At 59.6% G+C, this 18347-nt stretch carries 14 protein-coding genes; 8 read left to right on the forward strand and 6 right to left on the reverse strand.

Translation table 11 applies throughout. The features are described from left to right. Window positions 1–122 precede the first annotated feature (122 nt). Together ENTCL_RS00405 and yicI are read left to right on the forward strand one after the other, a co-directional pair. Window positions 123–1517, forward strand: coding sequence for a glycoside-pentoside-hexuronide family transporter (locus tag ENTCL_RS00405; RefSeq protein ID WP_013364140.1), 1395 nt, complete (start codon window positions 123–125; stop codon window positions 1515–1517). Between the two features lie 12 nt (window positions 1518–1529). Beyond that, window positions 1530–3848 (forward strand): alpha-xylosidase, encoded by a 2319-nt coding sequence (gene yicI, locus ENTCL_RS00410; RefSeq protein WP_013364141.1) that lies wholly within the window; start codon window positions 1530–1532, stop codon window positions 3846–3848. A 14-nt stretch (window positions 3849–3862) separates the two neighbouring features. Here yicI and ENTCL_RS00415 read toward each other — a convergent pair whose 3' ends face one another. Then, complete coding sequence (locus ENTCL_RS00415; RefSeq protein WP_013364142.1) at window positions 3863–5587, reverse strand: AsmA family protein; 1725 nt, start codon at window positions 5585–5587, stop codon at window positions 3863–3865. A gap of 119 nt (window positions 5588–5706) precedes the next feature. Further along, on the reverse strand, window positions 5707–7098 hold the full coding sequence (gene xanP, locus ENTCL_RS00420) for a xanthine/proton symporter XanP (RefSeq protein ID WP_013364143.1): 1392 nt from the start codon (window positions 7096–7098) through the stop codon (window positions 5707–5709). A gap of 278 nt (window positions 7099–7376) precedes the next feature. Here xanP and gltS point away from each other — a divergent pair, with 278 nt between their 5' ends. Then, the gene (gene gltS, locus ENTCL_RS00425; RefSeq protein WP_013364144.1) at window positions 7377–8579 is read left to right on the forward strand and encodes a sodium/glutamate symporter; all 1203 of its coding nucleotides are present in this window, start codon (window positions 7377–7379) and stop codon (window positions 8577–8579) included. A gap of 78 nt (window positions 8580–8657) precedes the next feature. Here the strand turns inward: gltS and glpK are convergent, their stop codons facing one another. Then, the gene (gene glpK, locus ENTCL_RS00430) at window positions 8658–10166 is read right to left on the reverse strand and encodes a glycerol kinase GlpK (protein ID WP_013364145.1); all 1509 of its coding nucleotides are present in this window, start codon (window positions 10164–10166) and stop codon (window positions 8658–8660) included. Between the two features lie 22 nt (window positions 10167–10188). Further along, window positions 10189–11034 (reverse strand): MIP/aquaporin family protein, encoded by an 846-nt coding sequence (locus tag ENTCL_RS00435; RefSeq protein ID WP_013364146.1) that lies wholly within the window; start codon window positions 11032–11034, stop codon window positions 10189–10191. A gap of 461 nt (window positions 11035–11495) precedes the next feature. Here ENTCL_RS00435 and zapB point away from each other — a divergent pair, with 461 nt between their 5' ends. From zapB to ENTCL_RS00460, 5 genes are all read left to right on the forward strand, one after another. Beyond that, window positions 11496–11741, forward strand: a complete 246-nt coding sequence (gene zapB / locus ENTCL_RS00440; protein WP_125452050.1) for a septal ring assembly protein ZapB — start codon at window positions 11496–11498, stop codon at window positions 11739–11741. Between the two features lie 147 nt (window positions 11742–11888). Next, a complete protein-coding gene (locus tag ENTCL_RS00445) occupies window positions 11889–12878 on the forward strand; it encodes a sulfate ABC transporter substrate-binding protein (RefSeq protein WP_013364148.1) in 990 nt (329 codons plus the stop codon). Between the two features lie 153 nt (window positions 12879–13031). Then, window positions 13032–14504 carry a DASS family sodium-coupled anion symporter gene (locus ENTCL_RS00450; protein ID WP_013364149.1) on the forward strand — a complete coding sequence of 491 codons (1473 nt, stop codon included), beginning with the start codon at window positions 13032–13034 and terminating at the stop codon, window positions 14502–14504. A 68-nt stretch (window positions 14505–14572) separates the two neighbouring features. After that, window positions 14573–15328: a CDP-diacylglycerol diphosphatase gene (locus ENTCL_RS00455; protein WP_013364150.1), complete on the forward strand. Its 756-nt coding sequence runs from the start codon at window positions 14573–14575 to the stop codon at window positions 15326–15328. A 73-nt stretch (window positions 15329–15401) separates the two neighbouring features. Then, window positions 15402–16706: an SLC13 family permease gene (locus tag ENTCL_RS00460; protein WP_013364151.1), complete on the forward strand. Its 1305-nt coding sequence runs from the start codon at window positions 15402–15404 to the stop codon at window positions 16704–16706. Between the two features lie 58 nt (window positions 16707–16764). On the opposite strand, the gene tpiA is transcribed toward ENTCL_RS00460, so the two are convergent. Then, the gene (tpiA, locus tag ENTCL_RS00465) at window positions 16765–17532 is read right to left on the reverse strand and encodes a triose-phosphate isomerase (RefSeq protein WP_013364152.1); all 768 of its coding nucleotides are present in this window, start codon (window positions 17530–17532) and stop codon (window positions 16765–16767) included. Window positions 17533–17642: 110 nt separating this feature from the next. Continuing rightward, on the reverse strand, window positions 17643–18242 hold the full coding sequence (locus tag ENTCL_RS00470; RefSeq protein WP_013364153.1) for a DUF1454 family protein: 600 nt from the start codon (window positions 18240–18242) through the stop codon (window positions 17643–17645). Window positions 18243–18347 lie beyond the last annotated feature (105 nt).

The following is an 18347-nucleotide window of genomic DNA, read 5'->3' on the forward strand; positions in this document are numbered from 1 at the left end:
CCGCGATCACAGAAAGCAAGAATCGTAATTCGCTAACCAGAAATCGGAATTTCTTCGTCTGAAACGTTGATTTAAAACGATGTAACCGGTTTCTGCGCCTGGCGCGCTAAGGATAACGAACGATGAAAAGTGAACTGTTGTCTGTAAAGGAGAAGATTGGCTACGGCATGGGTGACGCCGCAAGCCACATCATCTTCGATAACGTCATGCTGTACATGATGTTTTTCTATACTGATATTTTCGGTATTCCCGCCGGGTTTGTCGGCACCATGTTTCTGCTGGCCCGCGCGCTGGATGCGATATCCGACCCGTGCATGGGCCTGCTTGCCGACCGCACCCGCAGCCGCTGGGGCAAGTTCCGCCCGTGGATCATCTTCGGCGCCGTTCCGTTTGGCGTCGTATGCGTGCTGGCCTACAGCTCGCCGGATCTCAGCCATAACGGCAGGCTGATATACGCGGTGGTCACCTACACGCTGCTGACCCTGCTCTACACCGTGGTGAACATTCCCTACTGCGCCCTCGGCGGCGTCATTACCGACGACCCGACCCAACGCATCTCCCTGCAGTCCTGGCGCTTCGTGCTGGCGACGGCGGGCGGTATGCTCTCTACGGTGCTGATGATGCCGCTGGTGAATCTCATCGGCGGTGAAAACAAAGCATTCGGTTTCCAGGGCGGGATCGCCGTGCTGTCGGTGGTGGCATTCCTGATGCTCGCTTTTTGCTTCTTCACCACCAAAGAGCGTATTCAGGTACCGCCGAGCACCACCTCTATGCGCGAAGACCTGCGCGATATCTGGCACAACGACCAGTGGCGCATCGTCGGTGTGCTGACCATCCTCAACATCCTTGCGGTGTGTGTGCGCGGCGGCGCGATGATGTACTACGCCACCTGGATAATGGGCTCCGCCGGGCTGTTCACTGCCTTTCTCACCACCTATTGCGTCGGCAACCTGATAGGCTCCGCGCTGGCAAAACCGCTCACCGACTGGAAGTGCAAGGTCAGCGTCTTCTGGTGGACCAACGCTGCGCTCACCGTGCTTAGCGTGGCGATGTTCTTCGTGCCGATGCACGCCAGCGTTCTGATGTTCAGCTTTATCTTCGTGATTGGCGTGCTGCACCAGCTGGTGACGCCTATCCAGTGGGTGATGATGTCCGACACCGTCGACTATGGCGAATGGCGTAACGGCAAGCGCCTGACCGGCATCAGCTTTGCTGGCACGCTGTTCGTGCTCAAGCTTGGCCTGGCGCTCGGCGGCGCGCTGATCGGCTGGCTGCTGGCGGGCGGCGGTTATGACGCTGCGGCAAAAACCCAAAACAGCGCCACGCTCAGCATCATCATCGTCCTGTTCACCCTCGTACCCGCCGTCTGTTACCTGCTCAGCGCCATCATCGCCAAACGTTACTACACCCTGAAGACCCCGTACCTGAAAAAGATCATGACGGAGCTTTCCCAAAGCGCGCGCCGCAACCAGCAGGAGTTTGACCAGACGCCGGTCAGCAGAGAATTAACGAACTAAAAGGATCAACAGATGAAAATCAGTGATGGAAACTGGCTTATTCGGCCCGGTCTGAACCTTATCCACCCGATTCAGGTGTTTGACGTCGAGCAGCAGGGTAACGAGATGGTGGTCTATGCCGCGCCGCGCGACGTGCGCGAGCGCGCCTGGCAACTTGATACGCCGCTGTTTACGCTGCGCTTTTTCTCGCCGCAGGAGGGCATTGTCGGCGTACGGATTGCGCACTTCCAGGGCGGCATCGAGAACGGCCCGCGCTATCCGCTCAACCTGCGCCGCGACGTGCCGGTAGAGATGCGCAACACGGACGACTTTGCCGAGCTGAAAAGCGGGAGCTTAAGCGTACGGGTCGGCAAAGGTGAAAACTGGGCGCTCGATTTTCTGCGCGATGGCGTGCGCATAACCGGCAGCCAGGCGAAGAATAACGGCTACGTGCAGAATACGAATAATGCGCGCAATTATATGTTTGAGCGCCTGGATCTCGGCGTCGGGGAGGCGGTTTATGGCCTGGGCGAGCGCTTTACCGCGCTGGTGCGCAACGGCCAGACGGTGGATACCTGGAACCGCGACGGCGGCACCAGCACCGAGCAGTCCTACAAAAATATCCCGTTCTATCTCACCAACCGCGGCTACGGCGTGCTGGTGAATCATCCGGAAAACGTGTCGTTTGAAGTGGGCTCGGAGAAGGTCTCCAAAGTACAGTTCAGCGTCGAGGGCGAATATCTGGAATATTTCGTTATCGACGGCCCGACGCCGAAAGCCGTGCTTGATCGCTACACGCGTCTGACCGGCCGCCCGGCGCTGCCGCCCGCATGGTCCTTCGGGCTGTGGCTCACCACCTCCTTTACCACCAACTACGATGAAGCGACGGTGAACCGCTTTATCGACGGTATGGCTGAACGTAACCTGCCGCTGCATGTGTTCCATTTCGACTGCTTCTGGATGAAGGCCTTCCAGTGGTGCGACTTCGAGTGGGACCCGGTGACCTTCCCGGACCCGGCGGGAATGATCCAGCGTCTGAAGGCCAGGGGGCTGAAAATCTGCGTGTGGATAAACCCCTATATCGGCCAGAAATCACCGCTATTCAAAGAGCTCAAAGAGAAAGGCTACCTGCTCAAGCGCCCGGACGGCGCCGTGTGGCAGTGGGACAGATGGCAGCCGGGGCTGGCGATTTACGACTTTACCAACCCGGATGCCTGCGCGTGGTACGCCAGCAAGCTGAAGGGCCTGGTGGATATCGGCGTCGACTGCTTTAAGACCGATTTCGGCGAGCGTATTCCGACCGATGTGCAGTGGTTTGACGGCTCAGATCCGCAGAAGATGCACAACCATTATGCCTATATCTACAACGCGCTGGTGTGGAACGTGCTGAAAGAGACGGTCGGCGAGCAGGAGGCGGTGCTGTTTGCCCGCTCGGCCTCCGTTGGCGCGCAGCAGTTCCCGGTTCACTGGGGCGGCGACTGCTACGCCAACTACGAATCGATGGCGGAGAGCCTGCGCGGCGGGCTGTCGATTGGCCTGTCCGGATTCGGCTTCTGGAGTCACGATATCGGCGGCTTCGAAAACACCGCCCCTGCGCATGTCTACAAACGCTGGTGCGCCTTCGGGCTGCTGTCGAGCCACAGCCGCCTGCACGGCAGCAAATCCTACCGCGTGCCGTGGGCGTACGATGAGGAGTCCTGCGACGTCGTGCGCCATTTTACCGAGCTGAAATGCCGGATGATGCCGTACCTGTACCGCCAGGCGGCGCTGGCGCATGAGTGCGGTACGCCGATGCTGCGGGCGATGATGCTGGAGTTCCCGGACGACCCAGCGTGCGATTATCTCGACCGCCAGTACATGTTGGGTGACGCCGTGCTGGTGGCACCGGTCTTCTCGCAAGCGGGCGATGTGCGGTTTTACCTGCCGGAAGGATGCTGGACGCACCTGTGGCATAACGACGAGCAGCAGGGCGGCCGCTGGCTGAGGCAGCAGCATGACTTCCGCAGTCTGCCGGTGTATGTCCGCGACAACACGCTGCTGGCGCTGGGCAACAACAGCCAGAGGCCGGACTACGCGTGGCATGAGGGGACGTCGTATCAGCTGTTTAACCTGAGCGATGGCGTCACGGCCGTCAGCGAAGTGCCTTCGGCGCAGGGGGCCGTCGTTTTCACCCTCAGGGCCACACGCACCGGCGATACTGTATGCATTCACGGTGAGGGCGAGGCGCGGAACTGGTCAGTCTGCTTGCGTAACGTACCGCAGGTCAGCGGCGTGCAGGGCGGCTCACTGACGGGTAGCGAGTGGGGCGTGGTGGTAAACGCGCAGGGGAATGAGGTGGTGATCCATCTCTGATTCCCCTGTTCCTTTCAGGGAGAGGGCTGAGGTGATACAGGCGGCGCTGCTGGTACTGGCGCCGTCGACACCACTCCGCCCGTCATCGTCTGCGTCACTTCCTGTTTATCCATATTCACCGCATGCAGCCTGCCGTTCACCGTCGGCTTCAGCGGCGCGTCCGCCTGCACGCTACCGTTAGCGGATAACTGGAAATTACCGTCGCCGGAGACCGGCAGCGCGGGCCATCCCCACTGCTCGAGGATATTCAACGGTACGCCGCGACCGTTCAGGTTGATCGCCGTCTGGCGCTGCGGCTGCTGGGACACCGCTGCCGCCGCCTCCAGAATGCCCTTCTCGGTAAAGGCGCTCAGCTCGCTGATGCTGATGGTGTTGGGATTTGCCGTCAGCTTCAGCGACGGACGGCGTACGTCCACGCGGTTAAAGGTGGCCGCCGCGCCGTTGAGCGTGGCATTGCCCGCCCACACGCCCCAGCGGCCGTCTTTGGCCAGTTGCAGGTTATCGCCATAGGCGTCGAGGGCGGTGATTTGCCACGGGAACGCCGGGTCGATATCAATGACCAGATTACGGCTGGCGGTAAAGCGCTGTAGCGTGACGTTCTGCAGCCAGGCCGGCAGCGGGTCCATCCACAGCTGTTTCCAGTTGACCGGCAGGGTGTATTCCAGCCCGGCGATGGCGGCATCGTCGAGAACAAGGGCGTGACCGCTGCGCAACCAGTTGCCGGAGGTCCGTATCATGCCGCCCTCCCAGCGCGAGGTGAACTGGCGCAGCGCGATGCCCTGCGGCGAGAATTCCGCATTGATAATCGGGTCGAGGAAGTGCAGCGAGCCGTAGATAAATTCGCTGGCGTTCATCGACAGCTTGCCGTCATCGCTTTGCCAGCCGCCGCCGCCGAGGGTCAGGTTGCGCAAGCTGAGATCGAGGTCGGTCACCGCCCAGTCCGGCCCCTGCAGGCGGGCGTCGGTCACCTCCAGACGGTTAATCTGCAGTGAGGGGACGGTGGTCAGCGGGGCGAAAAAGTCCACCAGGGTTTTGTCGCTCTGCATCCGGATATCGGTCAGCTGCAGGCTGTCGATAAGCCAGCTGCCGTCGGCGTTACGCCGCGCGGCGCCGGACAGCGAGCCGCGGGCGATATCCGCGCCGATGGTGCCAAGGGTCACTTCGCCTTTATCTATGCTGCCCTGAATCAGCACATTGGTGGCGGGGAGGCCGTTGAGGGTCATTGAACCGGCGCTCATCTGGATCTGCGCCTGATTGCCGAGCACGTTGCCGGCTGCGGGCTGCCATGGCGAGACGCCGCCGGTGACGCGCTGGGCGCTGAGGTCCCAGCCGGTTTCCGGGCTGTTAAAGGCCATGTTGCTAAGCTGGAGCGTATCGGCTTCAAACGGGAACGGCGCGGTCGACGGCGACAGGTTCAGCGTGCCGTCGCGCAGCAGGATGGTGTCGACGTGCAGCAAATCGCTCAGCTGGCGGCTGCTGAGGCCGATATCCACGCTTTTGGCGACCAGCGTCGCAGGCTTGCCGGTGCGGCCAAAAGTGACGTTTTTCAACAGGATGTGCGACGGCGACGAGAAGCGGTGGTCCATCGCCTCAAAGACGAGATGGTAGCCGGTATGGCCGGAAACCCACTGGCTGACCTGGCGCGCGCCCCAGCGCGTCTGCAGCAGGATATAGAAAGCGAGAATCACCAGCAGCAGCGCTACCAGCAACCAGAGCATCAGCTTTCCGAGAAATTTCATCGTCTTCCGTCCCGTGAAGTGCACATAAGGGAGTTATGCACGATTTATGCGCAATGCTCAAGGAGGGAATGATGTAATTCGGTTACACGGCAGGGTTGCAGCCCCTGCCGTGTCTGGCATCAGTTCTTCTCGGGCGGGAAGACCAGATTCAGAACAATCGCCGTGATACCGCCTGCGGCGATACCGGAGGAGAGCAGGTTTTTCAGCCAGTCCGGCGCAAACTGCAGGATCAGCGGCTGCTGGGAGACGCCAAGGCCCACGGCCAGCGACAGCGCGATGATCAGGATTGCGCGGCGGTTCAGCGGCTCGCGGGAGACAATGCGCACGCCGGAGGCGGCAATGGTGCCGAACATCACTAGCGTCGCGCCGCCGAGCACCGGCTCGGGAATGTGCTGCACAAAACCGCTCACCGCCGGGAACAGGCCGAGCAGGATCAGCATCAGCGCCACCACAAAGCCCACGTAGCGGCTGGCGACGCCGGTCAGCTGGATCACGCCGTTGTTCTGGCCGAAGCAGGAGTTAGGGAAGGTATTGAACACGGCGGAGACGCACGAGTTCAGACCGTTCGCCAGCACGCCGCCCTTCAGGCGCCTCATGTACACCGGGCCGGAGACCGGCTGTTCGGAGACATCAGAGGTGGCGGTGATGTCGCCGATGGTTTCCAGCGAAGTGATCATAAACACCAGCATCAGCGGCAGCAGCAGGTTCCAGTCGATGCCGAGGCCATAGTACAGCGGCGTCGGTACGGTGATCAGGCTCTGGTTCATCGGCGCGCTGCTCTCCGGCAGCATGCCCATAAACCACGCCAGCAGGTAGCCCGCCGCCATGGCGATCACCAGCGAGGCGATACGCAGGTACGGGTTGCGCTGGCGGTTGAGGATAATGATCAGCGCCAGCACGACGCCCGCCAGCAGCAGGTTTTTCGGCGCGCCGAAGGTGTGGTCGTTCATCGCCGCATAGCCGCCGCCGATGGACGTCAGGCCGACCTGAATCAGCGACAGGCCGATAATCATCACCACCACGCCGGAGACCAGCGGGGTAATGATGCGGCGGGCCAGGTGCAGCACGCGGGAGATAACCATCTCGGTGCAGCTGGCCAGCATCAGCGTACCGAACAGCGCCGCCATCATCGTCGGTACGTCCGCTCCGCCGGTTTTCAGCGCCGTACCGCCCATAATGAGCGGCGCGACGAAGTTAAAGCTGGTGCCCTGAATCGACAGCAGCCCGGAGCCCACCGGTCCCCACGCTTTGATCTGAATAATCGAGGCCACCCCGGAAGCGAACAGCGACATGCTGATGATGTGCTGGGTATCTTCCGCCGGTAAGCCCAGCGCCTGGCAAATCAGCAGCGCAGGAGTGATGACCGCGACAAACATGGCCAGCAGGTGCTGGAAGGCGGCAAACAGGGTCTGCGGCAGCGGCGGGCGGTCTTCAAGGCGGTAGATGAGTTCGCTGTTCTGCATCTGCGCAATCGGTTGCGCATTTTCAGATTCGATGGTGTTCACTGACATTTTCAGAGGCAATCCCGAGGTGGAAAAGGGGGGATTTTAACGGACTGCCAGGCAAAAGCAAACGATTGCTTTAAATAGTTTAATAATGAATAAAAAAGAGAATGCTTATAGCGAAATTGCGCGTTTTGCCGCAGATTTAAGCAAAATCGACAACTTTTTCTGTCGTTTTTTGACGCATTTTGTTAAAAAACCGGCTCCTGATTCTTAAACATAAGAACTTCCCACTACAGGAAAGCATGGCACCTGCTACTGGATCATGCGTTAACAAGGAGCTTTTCATGTTTCATCTCGATACGTTATCGACGCTTGTTGCGGCAACGCTGGTGTTGCTGCTGGGGCGCAAACTGGTCCATTCCGTTCCCTTTTTGAAGAAGTACACCATCCCTGAACCGGTCGCTGGCGGCCTGCTGGTGGCGCTGGCGCTGCTGGTATTGAAAAAGAGCATGGGTTGGGAAATTGATTTTGATATGAGCCTGAAAGACCCGCTGATGCTGGCCTTTTTCGCCACGATCGGCCTCAACGCCAACCTCGCCAGCCTGCGCCGCGGCGGCAAGGTGCTGGGCACGTTTCTGATCGTGGTGGTCGGCCTGCTGGTGATGCAGAACGCCATCGGCGTCGGCATGGCGAAATTACTGGGGCTTGACCCGCTGATGGGGCTGATTGCCGGGTCAATTACCCTGTCCGGCGGCCACGGCACCGGCGCGGCCTGGAGCAAGCTGTTCGTCGAGCGCTACGGCTTTGCCAACGCGACGGAAGTGGCGATGGCCTGCGCCACCTTCGGGCTGGTGCTCGGCGGGCTTATCGGCGGGCCGGTGGCGCGCTATCTGGTTAAACACTCCTCGACGCCGAACGGCGCGCCGGAGGACCAGGCGGTGCCGAGCGCGTTTGAAAAGCCTGACGTCGGGCGCATGATCACCTCGCTGGTGCTGATTGAAACCATCGCGCTTATCGCCATCTGCCTGACCACCGGTAAGGTGGTTGCGCAACTGCTGGTCGGAACCGCCCTTGAGCTGCCGACGTTCGTCTGCGTGCTGTTTGTCGGCGTTATCCTGAGCAATGGCCTGGCGCTGCTCGGCTTCTACCGCGTATTTGAACGCGCGGTGTCGGTGCTGGGCAACGTGTCGCTGTCGCTGTTCCTCGCGATGGCGCTGATGAGCCTGAAGCTGTGGGAGCTGGCGTCTCTGGCGCTGCCGATGCTGGCGATCCTGGCGGTACAAACGCTGGCGATGGCGTTCTACGCTATCTTCGTCACCTGGCGCATGATGGGGAAAAACTACGATGCGGCGGTACTGGCGGCGGGGCACTGCGGGTTTGGCCTTGGGGCGACGCCGACCGCTATCGCCAACATGCAGGCCATTACCGAGCGTTTTGGCCCGTCGCACATGGCGTTCCTGGTGGTGCCGATGGTCGGCGCGTTCTTTATCGATATCGTCAACGCGCTGGTGATCAAGCTGTACCTGATGCTGCCTCTGTTCGGCTAACGTAAAAAAGCCGGGGCACGCACTGCGCGTCCCGGCTTTTCCCCCAGCCCGGCGGCTCGCCGGGCGTGCGGTTTGGTATTACTCGTCGCGATCTTCCCACGCCAGCGCGCGGTGTACCGCTTTTTTCCAGCCGCTGTAGCGTACGTTGCGCTCGGTGGTTTCGATACCCGGGCGGAACTCGCGCTCAATCACCGCTTTCTCCTGCAGCTCGTCCAGATTCTGCCAGAAGCCGACGGCCAGACCGGCCAGGTAAGCTGCGCCCAGCGCCGTCACTTCACGTACTTCCGGACGCTCGACGCGGGTGCCGAGGATATCGGCCTGGAACTGCATCAGGAAGTTGTTCGCCACCGCGCCGCCGTCCACGCGCAGGGCGTGCAGGCGAATGCCGGAATCGGCCTGCATCGCTTCCAGCACGTCGCGGGTCTGGTAGGCGATGGACTCAAGCGTCGCGCGAATGATGTGGTTGGCATTTACGCCGCGGGTGAGGCCGAAAATGGCGCCGCGGGCATACGGGTCCCAGTACGGCGCGCCAAGACCGGTAAAGGCCGGAACGACGTACACGCCGTTGGTATCTTTGACCTTGGTGGCGAAGTACTCGGAATCGAATGCGTCGTTGATGAGCTTCATCTCGTCACGCAGCCACTGAATAGACGCGCCCGCCATGAACACGGCGCCTTCCAGCGCGTAGTTCACTTCCCCTTTCGGGCCGCAGGCGATGGTGGTCAAAAGCCCGTTTTCGGACTTCACGGCCTTCTCGCCGGTGTTCATCAGCATAAAGCAGCCGGTGCCGTAGGTGTTCTTCGCCATCCCTTCCTTGACGCACAGCTGGCCGAACAGCGCCGCCTGCTGGTCGCCGGCGATGCCGGAGATAGGAATACGGGTGCCGCCTTTACCGCCGATGTTGGTCTGCCCATACACTTCGGACGATTTACGCACTTCCGGCAGCATCGCACGCGGGATATCCAGCGCCTGGAGCATTTTATCGTCCCAGTCGAGGTCGTGGATGTTGAACAGCATAGTACGGGAGGCGTTGGTGTAGTCGGTTACGTGCACGCGGCCCTGGGTCATACGCCAGATAAGCCAGGTGTCCACGGTCCCGAACAGCAGCTCGCCGCGCTTAGCGCGCTCGCGGGAGCCTTCCACGTGGTCCAGAATCCATTTCACCTTGGTGCCGGAGAAGTACGGGTCCACCACCAGACCCGTGGCGGTGCGGATATACTCTTCCATACCGTCGCGCTTGAGCTGCTCGCAGATGTCCGCCGTACGGCGGCACTGCCAGACGATGGCGTTGTAAATGGGTTTGCCGGTTTCTTTATCCCAGACGATGGCGGTTTCACGCTGGTTGGTAATACCGATAGCCGCCACCTGATCGGAGCTGATGTCGGCTTTCGCCAGCGCTTCGATAAGCGTCGAGCTTTGCGATGCCCAGATCTCCATCGGGTCGTGCTCAACCCAGCCTGGCTTAGGATAAATTTGTGCGAATTCACGCTGTGAAACGCTGACGATATTGGCGTCATGGTCCATAACGACGGCGCGGGAGCTGGTAGTCCCCTGGTCCAGCGCAACGATATATTTTTTCTCGGTCATAATGTGAAGTCCCGTAGTCAGATTACAGCGAAGCGTTGTGTTGCGTAGAGCTGGTGGTGTCCTTTTCCTCCACCACGCAGACGTCGCAAGGCAGGTTGCGGCCAATCAGTTTGCGATAGCCGAATGCGCCGAGCGCGGCGCCCACAACCGGGGCGAACAGCGGCACCAGGAAGTAAGGGATATCTCTACCGCCGGTGAAGGCAATGTTGCCCCAGCCTGCCAGCCATGCGAAGGCTTTCGGGCCGATGTCACGCGCGGGGTTCATCGCAAAGCCGGTCAGCGGGCCCATGGATGCGCCGATGACCGCGATCAGCAGACCGATCAGCAGCGGCGCCAGTGGGCCGCGCGGAATACCGTTGCCATCGTCGGTCAGCGCCAGGATAACGCCCATCAGGATAGCGGTTATCACCATTTCTACCGCGAAAGCCTGCACAAAATTGATATGCGGATTCGGATAAGTAGAGAATGTACCGGCTAACGACAGGCTGTCGACGCTACCGCGCACAATATTATGGGTATGCTCGAAATCGATAAAAAGATTGTAATAAAGCCCGTAAACTAACGCTGCCGCGCAAAAAGCGCCGGCAAATTGAGAAATGATGTAGGGAACAACTTTACGCCCGTCGAAACAGGCAAACAGCCACAGAGCGATGGTCACCGCTGGGTTAAGATGCGCGCCGGAAACCCCTGCGGTCAGGTAGATGGCCATCGCCACGCCCAGACCCCAGATAATACTGATTTCCCACTGACCGAAAATGGCGCCCGCTACTTTGAGCGCCGCAACGCATCCCACGCCAAAAAAGATCAACAACCCGGTACCAAGGAACTCGGCAATGCACTGGCCTTTTAAGGTTGATGTTTGACTCATAATCGGATCCTGAAGACTTATTAATTATTAGGCTGGAGTACAGCCTTGTGTGCATGGAGGTCGAAGACGACCATGTTGCCGTGTAGGCATGGTGTTAATTTATCGTTAACGAGCAAAAACGAGAAATATCGAAATCAAAATCTGTGGGTTCCGTCAATAAAATGAGCGTTTTCGCGCGGAGAGGCGCGTTTTGCCGTTTCGTTAAAATGAGAGCTGAATCATTTCATTAACCGAACCATTAACAATTTATCGGTAACGGGAGCGAAAACTCCAGGTCTTGACTGAAAAGTGTTGCAAACCGCAATCTGCGCGCCCCGGCGCTGGACAGGCGCTGCGTGGCTTCATACAATCGGAATCATTGTAGTGCGCTTATTTTCGTTAAGGCGTCGCCGAAGGTTCGGGACGAGAGTCGATAAACCGATTGAGGTTTGCTATCAACGCCTTGCATATTCAGGAGAGGTATGACGATGTCATTAGAAGTGTTTGAGAAACTGGAAGCAAAAGTACAGCAGGCGATTGATACCATCACGTTGCTGCAGATGGAAATTGAAGAGCTGAAAGAAAAGAACAACTCGCTGTCGCAGGAAGTTCAGAACGCGCAGCAGGGCCGCGAAGCGCTGGAGCACGAAAACAGCCAGCTGCGCGAGCAGCAGCACGGCTGGCAGGAACGCCTGCAGGCGCTGCTGGGCCGCATGGAAGAAGTCTGATTCCCGAGGCCCTCTCCCCTGCGAGAGGGCTTTTGTTTTCCTTTCTTTATACCCTCACGTTATAACCAATCTTTTTTTATTCTTTAATCATCAGTTTCCTTTCTGGCAGGCTACGTTCATCACTACACAACATGAAGAGAGCGGTCGATGAACAAGTGGGGCGTGGGGTTAACTCTTTTGCTGGCTTCCGCCAGCGTTCTGGCAAAGGACATCCAGTTATTAAACGTGTCGTACGATCCGACGCGCGAACTGTACGAGCAGTACAACAAAGCGTTTAGCGCGCACTGGAAACAGCAGACCGGCGACAACGTGGTGATTCGCCAGTCGCACGGCGGTTCCGGTAAGCAGGCGACCTCGGTGATCAACGGTATCGACGCCGACGTGGTGACGCTGGCGCTGGCCTACGACGTCGACGCTATCGCCGGGCGCGGCCGTATCGATAAAAGCTGGACTACGCGCCTGCCGGACAACTCCGCACCCTATACCTCGACCATCGTTTTCCTGGTGCGCAAAGGCAACCCGAAACAGATTCACGACTGGAACGACCTGATTAAGCCCGGTGTGTCCGTTATTACTCCGAACCCGAAAAGCTCCGGCGGCGCGCGCTGGAACTACCTGGCGGCCTGGGGTTACGCCCTGCATCACAACAACGGTGACCAGGCCAAAGCCCAGGAGTTCGTCAAGGCGCTGTATAAGAACGTTGAAGTGCTGGATTCCGGCGCGCGCGGTTCCACCAACACCTTCGTTGAGCGCGGCATCGGCGATGTGCTGATCGCCTGGGAAAACGAAGCGCTGCTGGCGACAAACGAGCTGGGGAAAGACAAGTTTGAAATCGTCACACCGAGCGAGTCTATCCTTGCGGAGCCGACGGTATCGGTCGTCGACAAAGTGGTCGACAAGAAAGGCACCCGCGCCGTTGCCGAGGCGTACCTCAAGTATCTCTACTCGCCGGAAGGTCAGGAGATTGCGGCAAAGAACTTTTATCGCCCGCGTGACCCGGCGGTCGCGAAGAAATATGACAGCGAGTTCCCGAAACTGAAGCTGTTTACTATCGACGACGCGTTCGGCGGCTGGACGAAAGCGCAGAAAGACCACTTCGCCAACGGCGGCACCTTCGACCAGATAAGCCAGCGCTAATCTCCCTTCCTGTTATCCGGCGGTCTCCCCGCCGGTTTTTTTATGTCATTGTCATTACGCCGATTTTGTGAGTTTCCTGACTGTTTTTTCAGCAGAAATACCGGTTAATAAACGGATAGCGCAACCGCGCTGAGGATACTCAAGGAATGACGCATGGACAGATTAACTCCGGTTCGCCCGTGGCCTGCGCTACTGGCCGTCGCCATCACGCTTATCATCTGGTTTGCCGTTCCCACCCCCGCTGGCGTTACCCCTGAAGCCTGGCACCTGCTGGCGCTGTTTATCGGCACCATCGCCGCCATTATCGGCAAGGCAATGCCGATTGGCGCGATAGCGATCGTCGCCATCATGCTGGTGGCTATGACCGGCGTCACCAACCCTGGTAAACCCGCCGCGGCGTTGAACGACGCCCTGAGCGGATTTTCGAATTCGCTCATCTGGCTTATCGGGCTGTCGATCATGCTGTCGCAAAGCCTGCTCAAAACCGGCCTTGGCGCGCGCATCGGCTACGGGTTTATCGCGCTGTTCGGTAAGAAAACGCTGGGGATCGCCTGGGCGTTGACGCTTGCCGAAACGCTGATCGCCCCCGTCACGCCGAGCAATACCGCGCGCGGCGGCGGGATCATTCATCCGGTGATGCGCGCCATTGCCGACAGCCTGGGCTCGCAGCCCGGCAACAGCGAAAACGGCTCTACCGGGCGCTATCTGGCGCTGGTGAACTACAACATCAACCCGATAAGTTCGGCGATGTTTATTACTGCGACCGCGCCGAACCCGCTGATAGTGAGCTTTTTGCTCAAAGGCACCAACGGCGTGCTGGAGATGACGTGGGGGATGTGGGCTATCGCCGCGCTGCTGCCGGCCGCGGTATCGCTGGTGGTGATGCCGGTGGTTATCTGGTGGCTGTATCCCCCGGCAATCGTCGAAACGCCGAACGCGCCGCAGTTCGCCAGAGGCAAACTCGATGAGCTGGGGCCGCTGTCGCTGGCCGAAAAAATCACCCTCGGCGTGTTTGCGCTGCTGCTGTGCCTGTGGGCGGGGGTTCCGGCGTTCGTGATGGGCGGCGGCTGGGCGGTCAACCCGACCAGCGCGGCGCTGATCGGCCTGTCGATTCTGCTCCTTACCGGGGTGCTGCACTGGGATGACATCCTGAAATGCCGAGGCGCCTGGGATACCATCGTCTGGTTTGCGGCGCTGGTGATGATGGCGGAGTTTCTCAGCAAGCTTGGACTGGTAAGCTGGCTGGCGACTAGCGTCGGCAATACCATCGATCACCTGGGGCTGCACTGGAGCGTCGCGACTCTGCTGCTGATCCTGCTCTACGTCTATTCGCACTACTTTTTTGCCAGCACCACGGCGCATATCACGGCGATGTTCGCCGCCTTTTTCGCGGCGGGGCTGGCGCTGGGCGCGCCGCCTGCGCTGCTCGGCCTGATGCTCGGCTTTTCCTCATCGCTGATGATGTCGCTGACCCACTACGGCACCGGTACGGCGCCGATTATCTTCGGCTCAGGCTACGTCACGCTTGCCGAATGGTGGAAAACCGGGCTGGTGATGAGCGTGGTAAACCTGCTTATCTGGGGGGCGACGGGCGCCGTATGGTGGCGCTGGCTGGGATACTGGTAACCGCGCAGCGATGAAAATTCATAAAGTTACGGTATGCTTGCTGTTTACGTATTCATTGAGGGTGGAATATGAAATCGGCAAGCCGCATCATCCTGGGTATGGCGATCGTGCTGCTGCTGGCGGCCGTGGGCGTATGGCATTTCTTTTTTTCCGGTAATGCCAACGCGCTGCGGGAGATAGTCACGCAGCAGTGCGTTCCGAACGAGCAGCAGCGCCAGTTGCCTGCGCCGTGCGCTGAGGTGAACCTGGAAAACGGCTACGTGCTGTTTAAGGACCGTAACGGGCCGCTGCAGTACCTGCTGATGCCGACCTACCGAATCAACGGCACCGAAAGCCCGCTGCTGCTCAACCCTCACACGCCAAACTTCTTCTGGCAGGCCTGGCAAAACCGTCAGGTGATGAGCGAGCGCCGCGGCTCGCCGGTGCCGGATGAGGCGGTGTCGTTGACCATCAACTCACGATCGGGGCGCACGCAAAACCATTTCCATATTCATATCTCATGCCTGCGCCCGGACGTGCGTCAGCAGCTCAATAACGATATGACGGCGATAGGCACCCGCTGGCTGCCGCTGCCCGGCAACCTGATGGGCCATGTCTATCTCGCGCGGCGGGTGACGGAGGCGGAGTTTGCGCAAAAAAGTCCGTTCCTGATGCTGGCCGAAGAGGTCCCCGAGGCGCGGGAGCATATGGGGCGCTTTGCGCTGGCGGTGGTGCCGCAAAACGACGATTCATTCGTGCTGCTGGCGACCGAACGCAATCTGCTGACGCTTAACCGCGCGTCCGCCGAGGAAATTCAGGATCATCAGTGCGATATTTTGAAGTAATCCCCCTGGTTCTGGCGTTTACCTGCTTCTCCTGTCGTCGTAGACTTGCTGAAAAAAACGACAGGAGACAGGAATGTCGCTCTGGTTTTCTCACCCTCTGTTCATCCCTTCACTGATTGTCGGCCTGACTGTCCTGCTCTGGGCCACGTCGCTGCTGCCGGAGTTTATTGCTGCGCTGCTGTTTTTTACCGCAGCGATGATGGCGAAAATCGCCCCGCCGGACGTTATCTTTGGCGGCTTTGCCTCCTCGGCGTTCTGGCTGGTGTTCAGCGGCTTCGTGCTGGGGGTCGCCATCCGTAAAACGGGGCTGGCGGATCGCGCCGCCCGGGCGCTTTCCGTCAGGCTTACCGACTCCTGGCCGCAGATGGTGGCGAGCGTGGTGCTGCTGAGCTATGCGCTGGCGTTCGTGATGCCGTCCAATATGGGTCGCATCGCGCTGCTGATGCCGATTGTCGCGGCGATGGCGGCGCGCGCCGGGATCCACGAGGGCACCCGCGCCTGGTATGGCCTGGCGCTGGCGGTGGGGTTCGGTACGTTTCAGCTCTCCGCCACCATTTTACCGGCCAACGTGCCCAACCTTGTGATGAGCGGCGCCGCGGAAGGCTCGTACGGCATTCATCTGAACTATTTGCCCTATCTGCTGCTGCATACGCCGGTGCTGGGCTGGCTGAAGGGGGCGCTGCTGGTGGGGCTTATCTGCTGGCTGTTTCCCGGAAAGCCGACGCCGCCGAAGGCGCTTGCGCCCTTGGCGCCCATGAGCGCCGACGAAAAGCGGCTGGCATGGCTGCTGGCCGTGGTGTTGACGCTGTGGGTGACCGAGAGCTGGCACGGAATTGGTCCGGCGTGGACGGGGCTTGCCGCCGCCTGCGTGACCCTGCTGCCGCGGGTCGGTTTTATCAGCGGCGAAGAGTTCGCCAGCGGGGTCAATTTCCGTACCTGCCTGTACGTCGCCGGTATTCTGGGGCTGGCGATTACCGTGACGCAAACCGGCATCGGCGACGCCGTCGGGCAGGCGCTGCTGCGCGTGATGCCGCTGGACCCTGAGCGCCCGTTTACCAGCTTCCTCGCGCTGAGCGGGATAACCACCGTGCTCAACTTTATCATGACCGCCAACGGCGTACCGGCGCTGTACACCACCTTTGCCCAGAGCTTCGCCGATGCGACGGGCTTCCCACTGCTGAGCGTGATTATGGTGCAGGTATTAGGCTATTCCACGCCGCTGCTGCCGTATCAGGCGTCGCCTATCGTGGTGGCGATGGGGCTGGGCAAGGTGCCGGCAAAGGCCGGAATGAAGCTGTGCCTGGCGCTGGCGCTGGCGACGTATCTGCTGCTGCTACCGCTGGATTATCTGTGGTTTAGCGTGCTGGGCCGGCTGTAAAAAAAAGCCCGGTGGCGCTAGCGCTCACCGGGCCTGGGTTTTCATCGGCGAAGGTGAATTACGCCTGTTTAGCCGCTTCTGCTGCTTTAACGATAACGGCGAAAGCGTCCGCTTTCAGGGATGCGCCGCCAACCAGCGCGCCGTCGATGTCCGGCTGGGTGAACAGCTCAGCAGCGTTAGCCGCGTTTACGGAACCGCCGTACTGGATGATGACCTGCTCAGCGACGCTGGCGTCAGCTTTGGCAATGTGGTCACGGATGAATTTGTGAACCGCCTGTGCCTGCGCAGGCGTTGCTGATTTGCCGGTGCCGATAGCCCATACTGGCTCGTAAGCGATAACCGCGCCAACGAACGCCGCCGCGCCCTGAGTTTTCAGGACCGCGTCAATCTGGCGTGCGCACACTTCTTCGGTTTTGCCCGCTTCGTTTTCTGCTTCGGTTTCACCGATGCACAGAACCGGAATCAGACCCTGCTCTTTCAGCACGGCGAATTTTTTAGCGATGAATTCGTCGGATTCTTTGTGGTAAGTACGACGCTCAGAGTGACCGATGATGATGTATTTCGCACCGATATCTTTCAGCATTTCAGCGGAGGTTTCACCGGTGAACGCGCCGGACAGGTTAACGTCAACGTTCTGCGCACCCAGTACGATGTGGCTGCCGTCTGCGGCATGTTTAGCCAGATCCAGGTACATGTCCGGCGGCGCGATAGCGACCGCACAGCCGGTCACGCCAGCCAGCTCTTTACGCAGGTTAGCAACCAGCTCGTTTACCATGTGGCGGCTGCCGTTCAGTTTCCAGTTACCCATCACTAAAGGATGTCGCATTGTAAGTCTCCACGCTAAATAAGCGAATTAAGGAAGATGGCCGCCCCGTCAGGGCAGCATGGTCTGAGAAACAGTATAGAGATCCCGCACTGGAAAGGCTTTGCTTTTTGTCATTTATTCTCGCCTTGCAGCGTTTCAGATAGCGCCAGCTTAATCGGTTCAACAGCGAAGGTCAGCCCCTTTTCGCCGTTATCTGCCACCACATAGCGAATCGCGCCTTCGATGCTGGCGTAATAGTGTTTGTTCTTCCCGGAGGTCAGCAGCTTTTGCAGTTTTTGCAGGCTTTGCGGCCTGGTCATCGCCGGGGTGAAGAGGCGCAGCACCGCGGCCATATACTCCAGCGCTTTCGCTTTGGCGGCTTTCTGCTCTGGCCCCTGAATCGGCAGCCAGGTGATTTGCATCGACTTAATCTTCATCGTCCCGGGCTCAAGGGCGGTCGAGGCGTACAGGTTCTCATTGATTTTGCTCGCCGCGCGGGTCAGGTTCTGCGGGTCGCGGCTGGTGGCGATGGCGCGAAACTCATTGAGTTGCAGGGAAGGGTTGTCGGCGTTGAATTTCTCCCGAAACTGGCTGATGGAGAGATCGAACGTCGGCGCGCCGGAGAGCAGATACGGGGCCGCCGTTGTCCCGGACTCGTCCGCAGACAGGGCGCGTTGGCCCGCCGTCAGCCCCACAAGCCCGATGAAACACAGAGTCAGCCACTTATTCATGCACGTTACCTAAGAAATTTCATGCCGATGATTAAAACGGGAAAACGCCCCGCTTGTCAAAAAGTCACAACTCCAGGGTAAACTACGCGCCACTCTGAGAATAAG

Origin of the sequence: [Enterobacter] lignolyticus SCF1, from assembly GCF_000164865.1 — a bacterium.
Taxonomy (GTDB): Bacteria; Pseudomonadota; Gammaproteobacteria; order Enterobacterales; family Enterobacteriaceae; genus Enterobacter_B; species Enterobacter_B lignolyticus.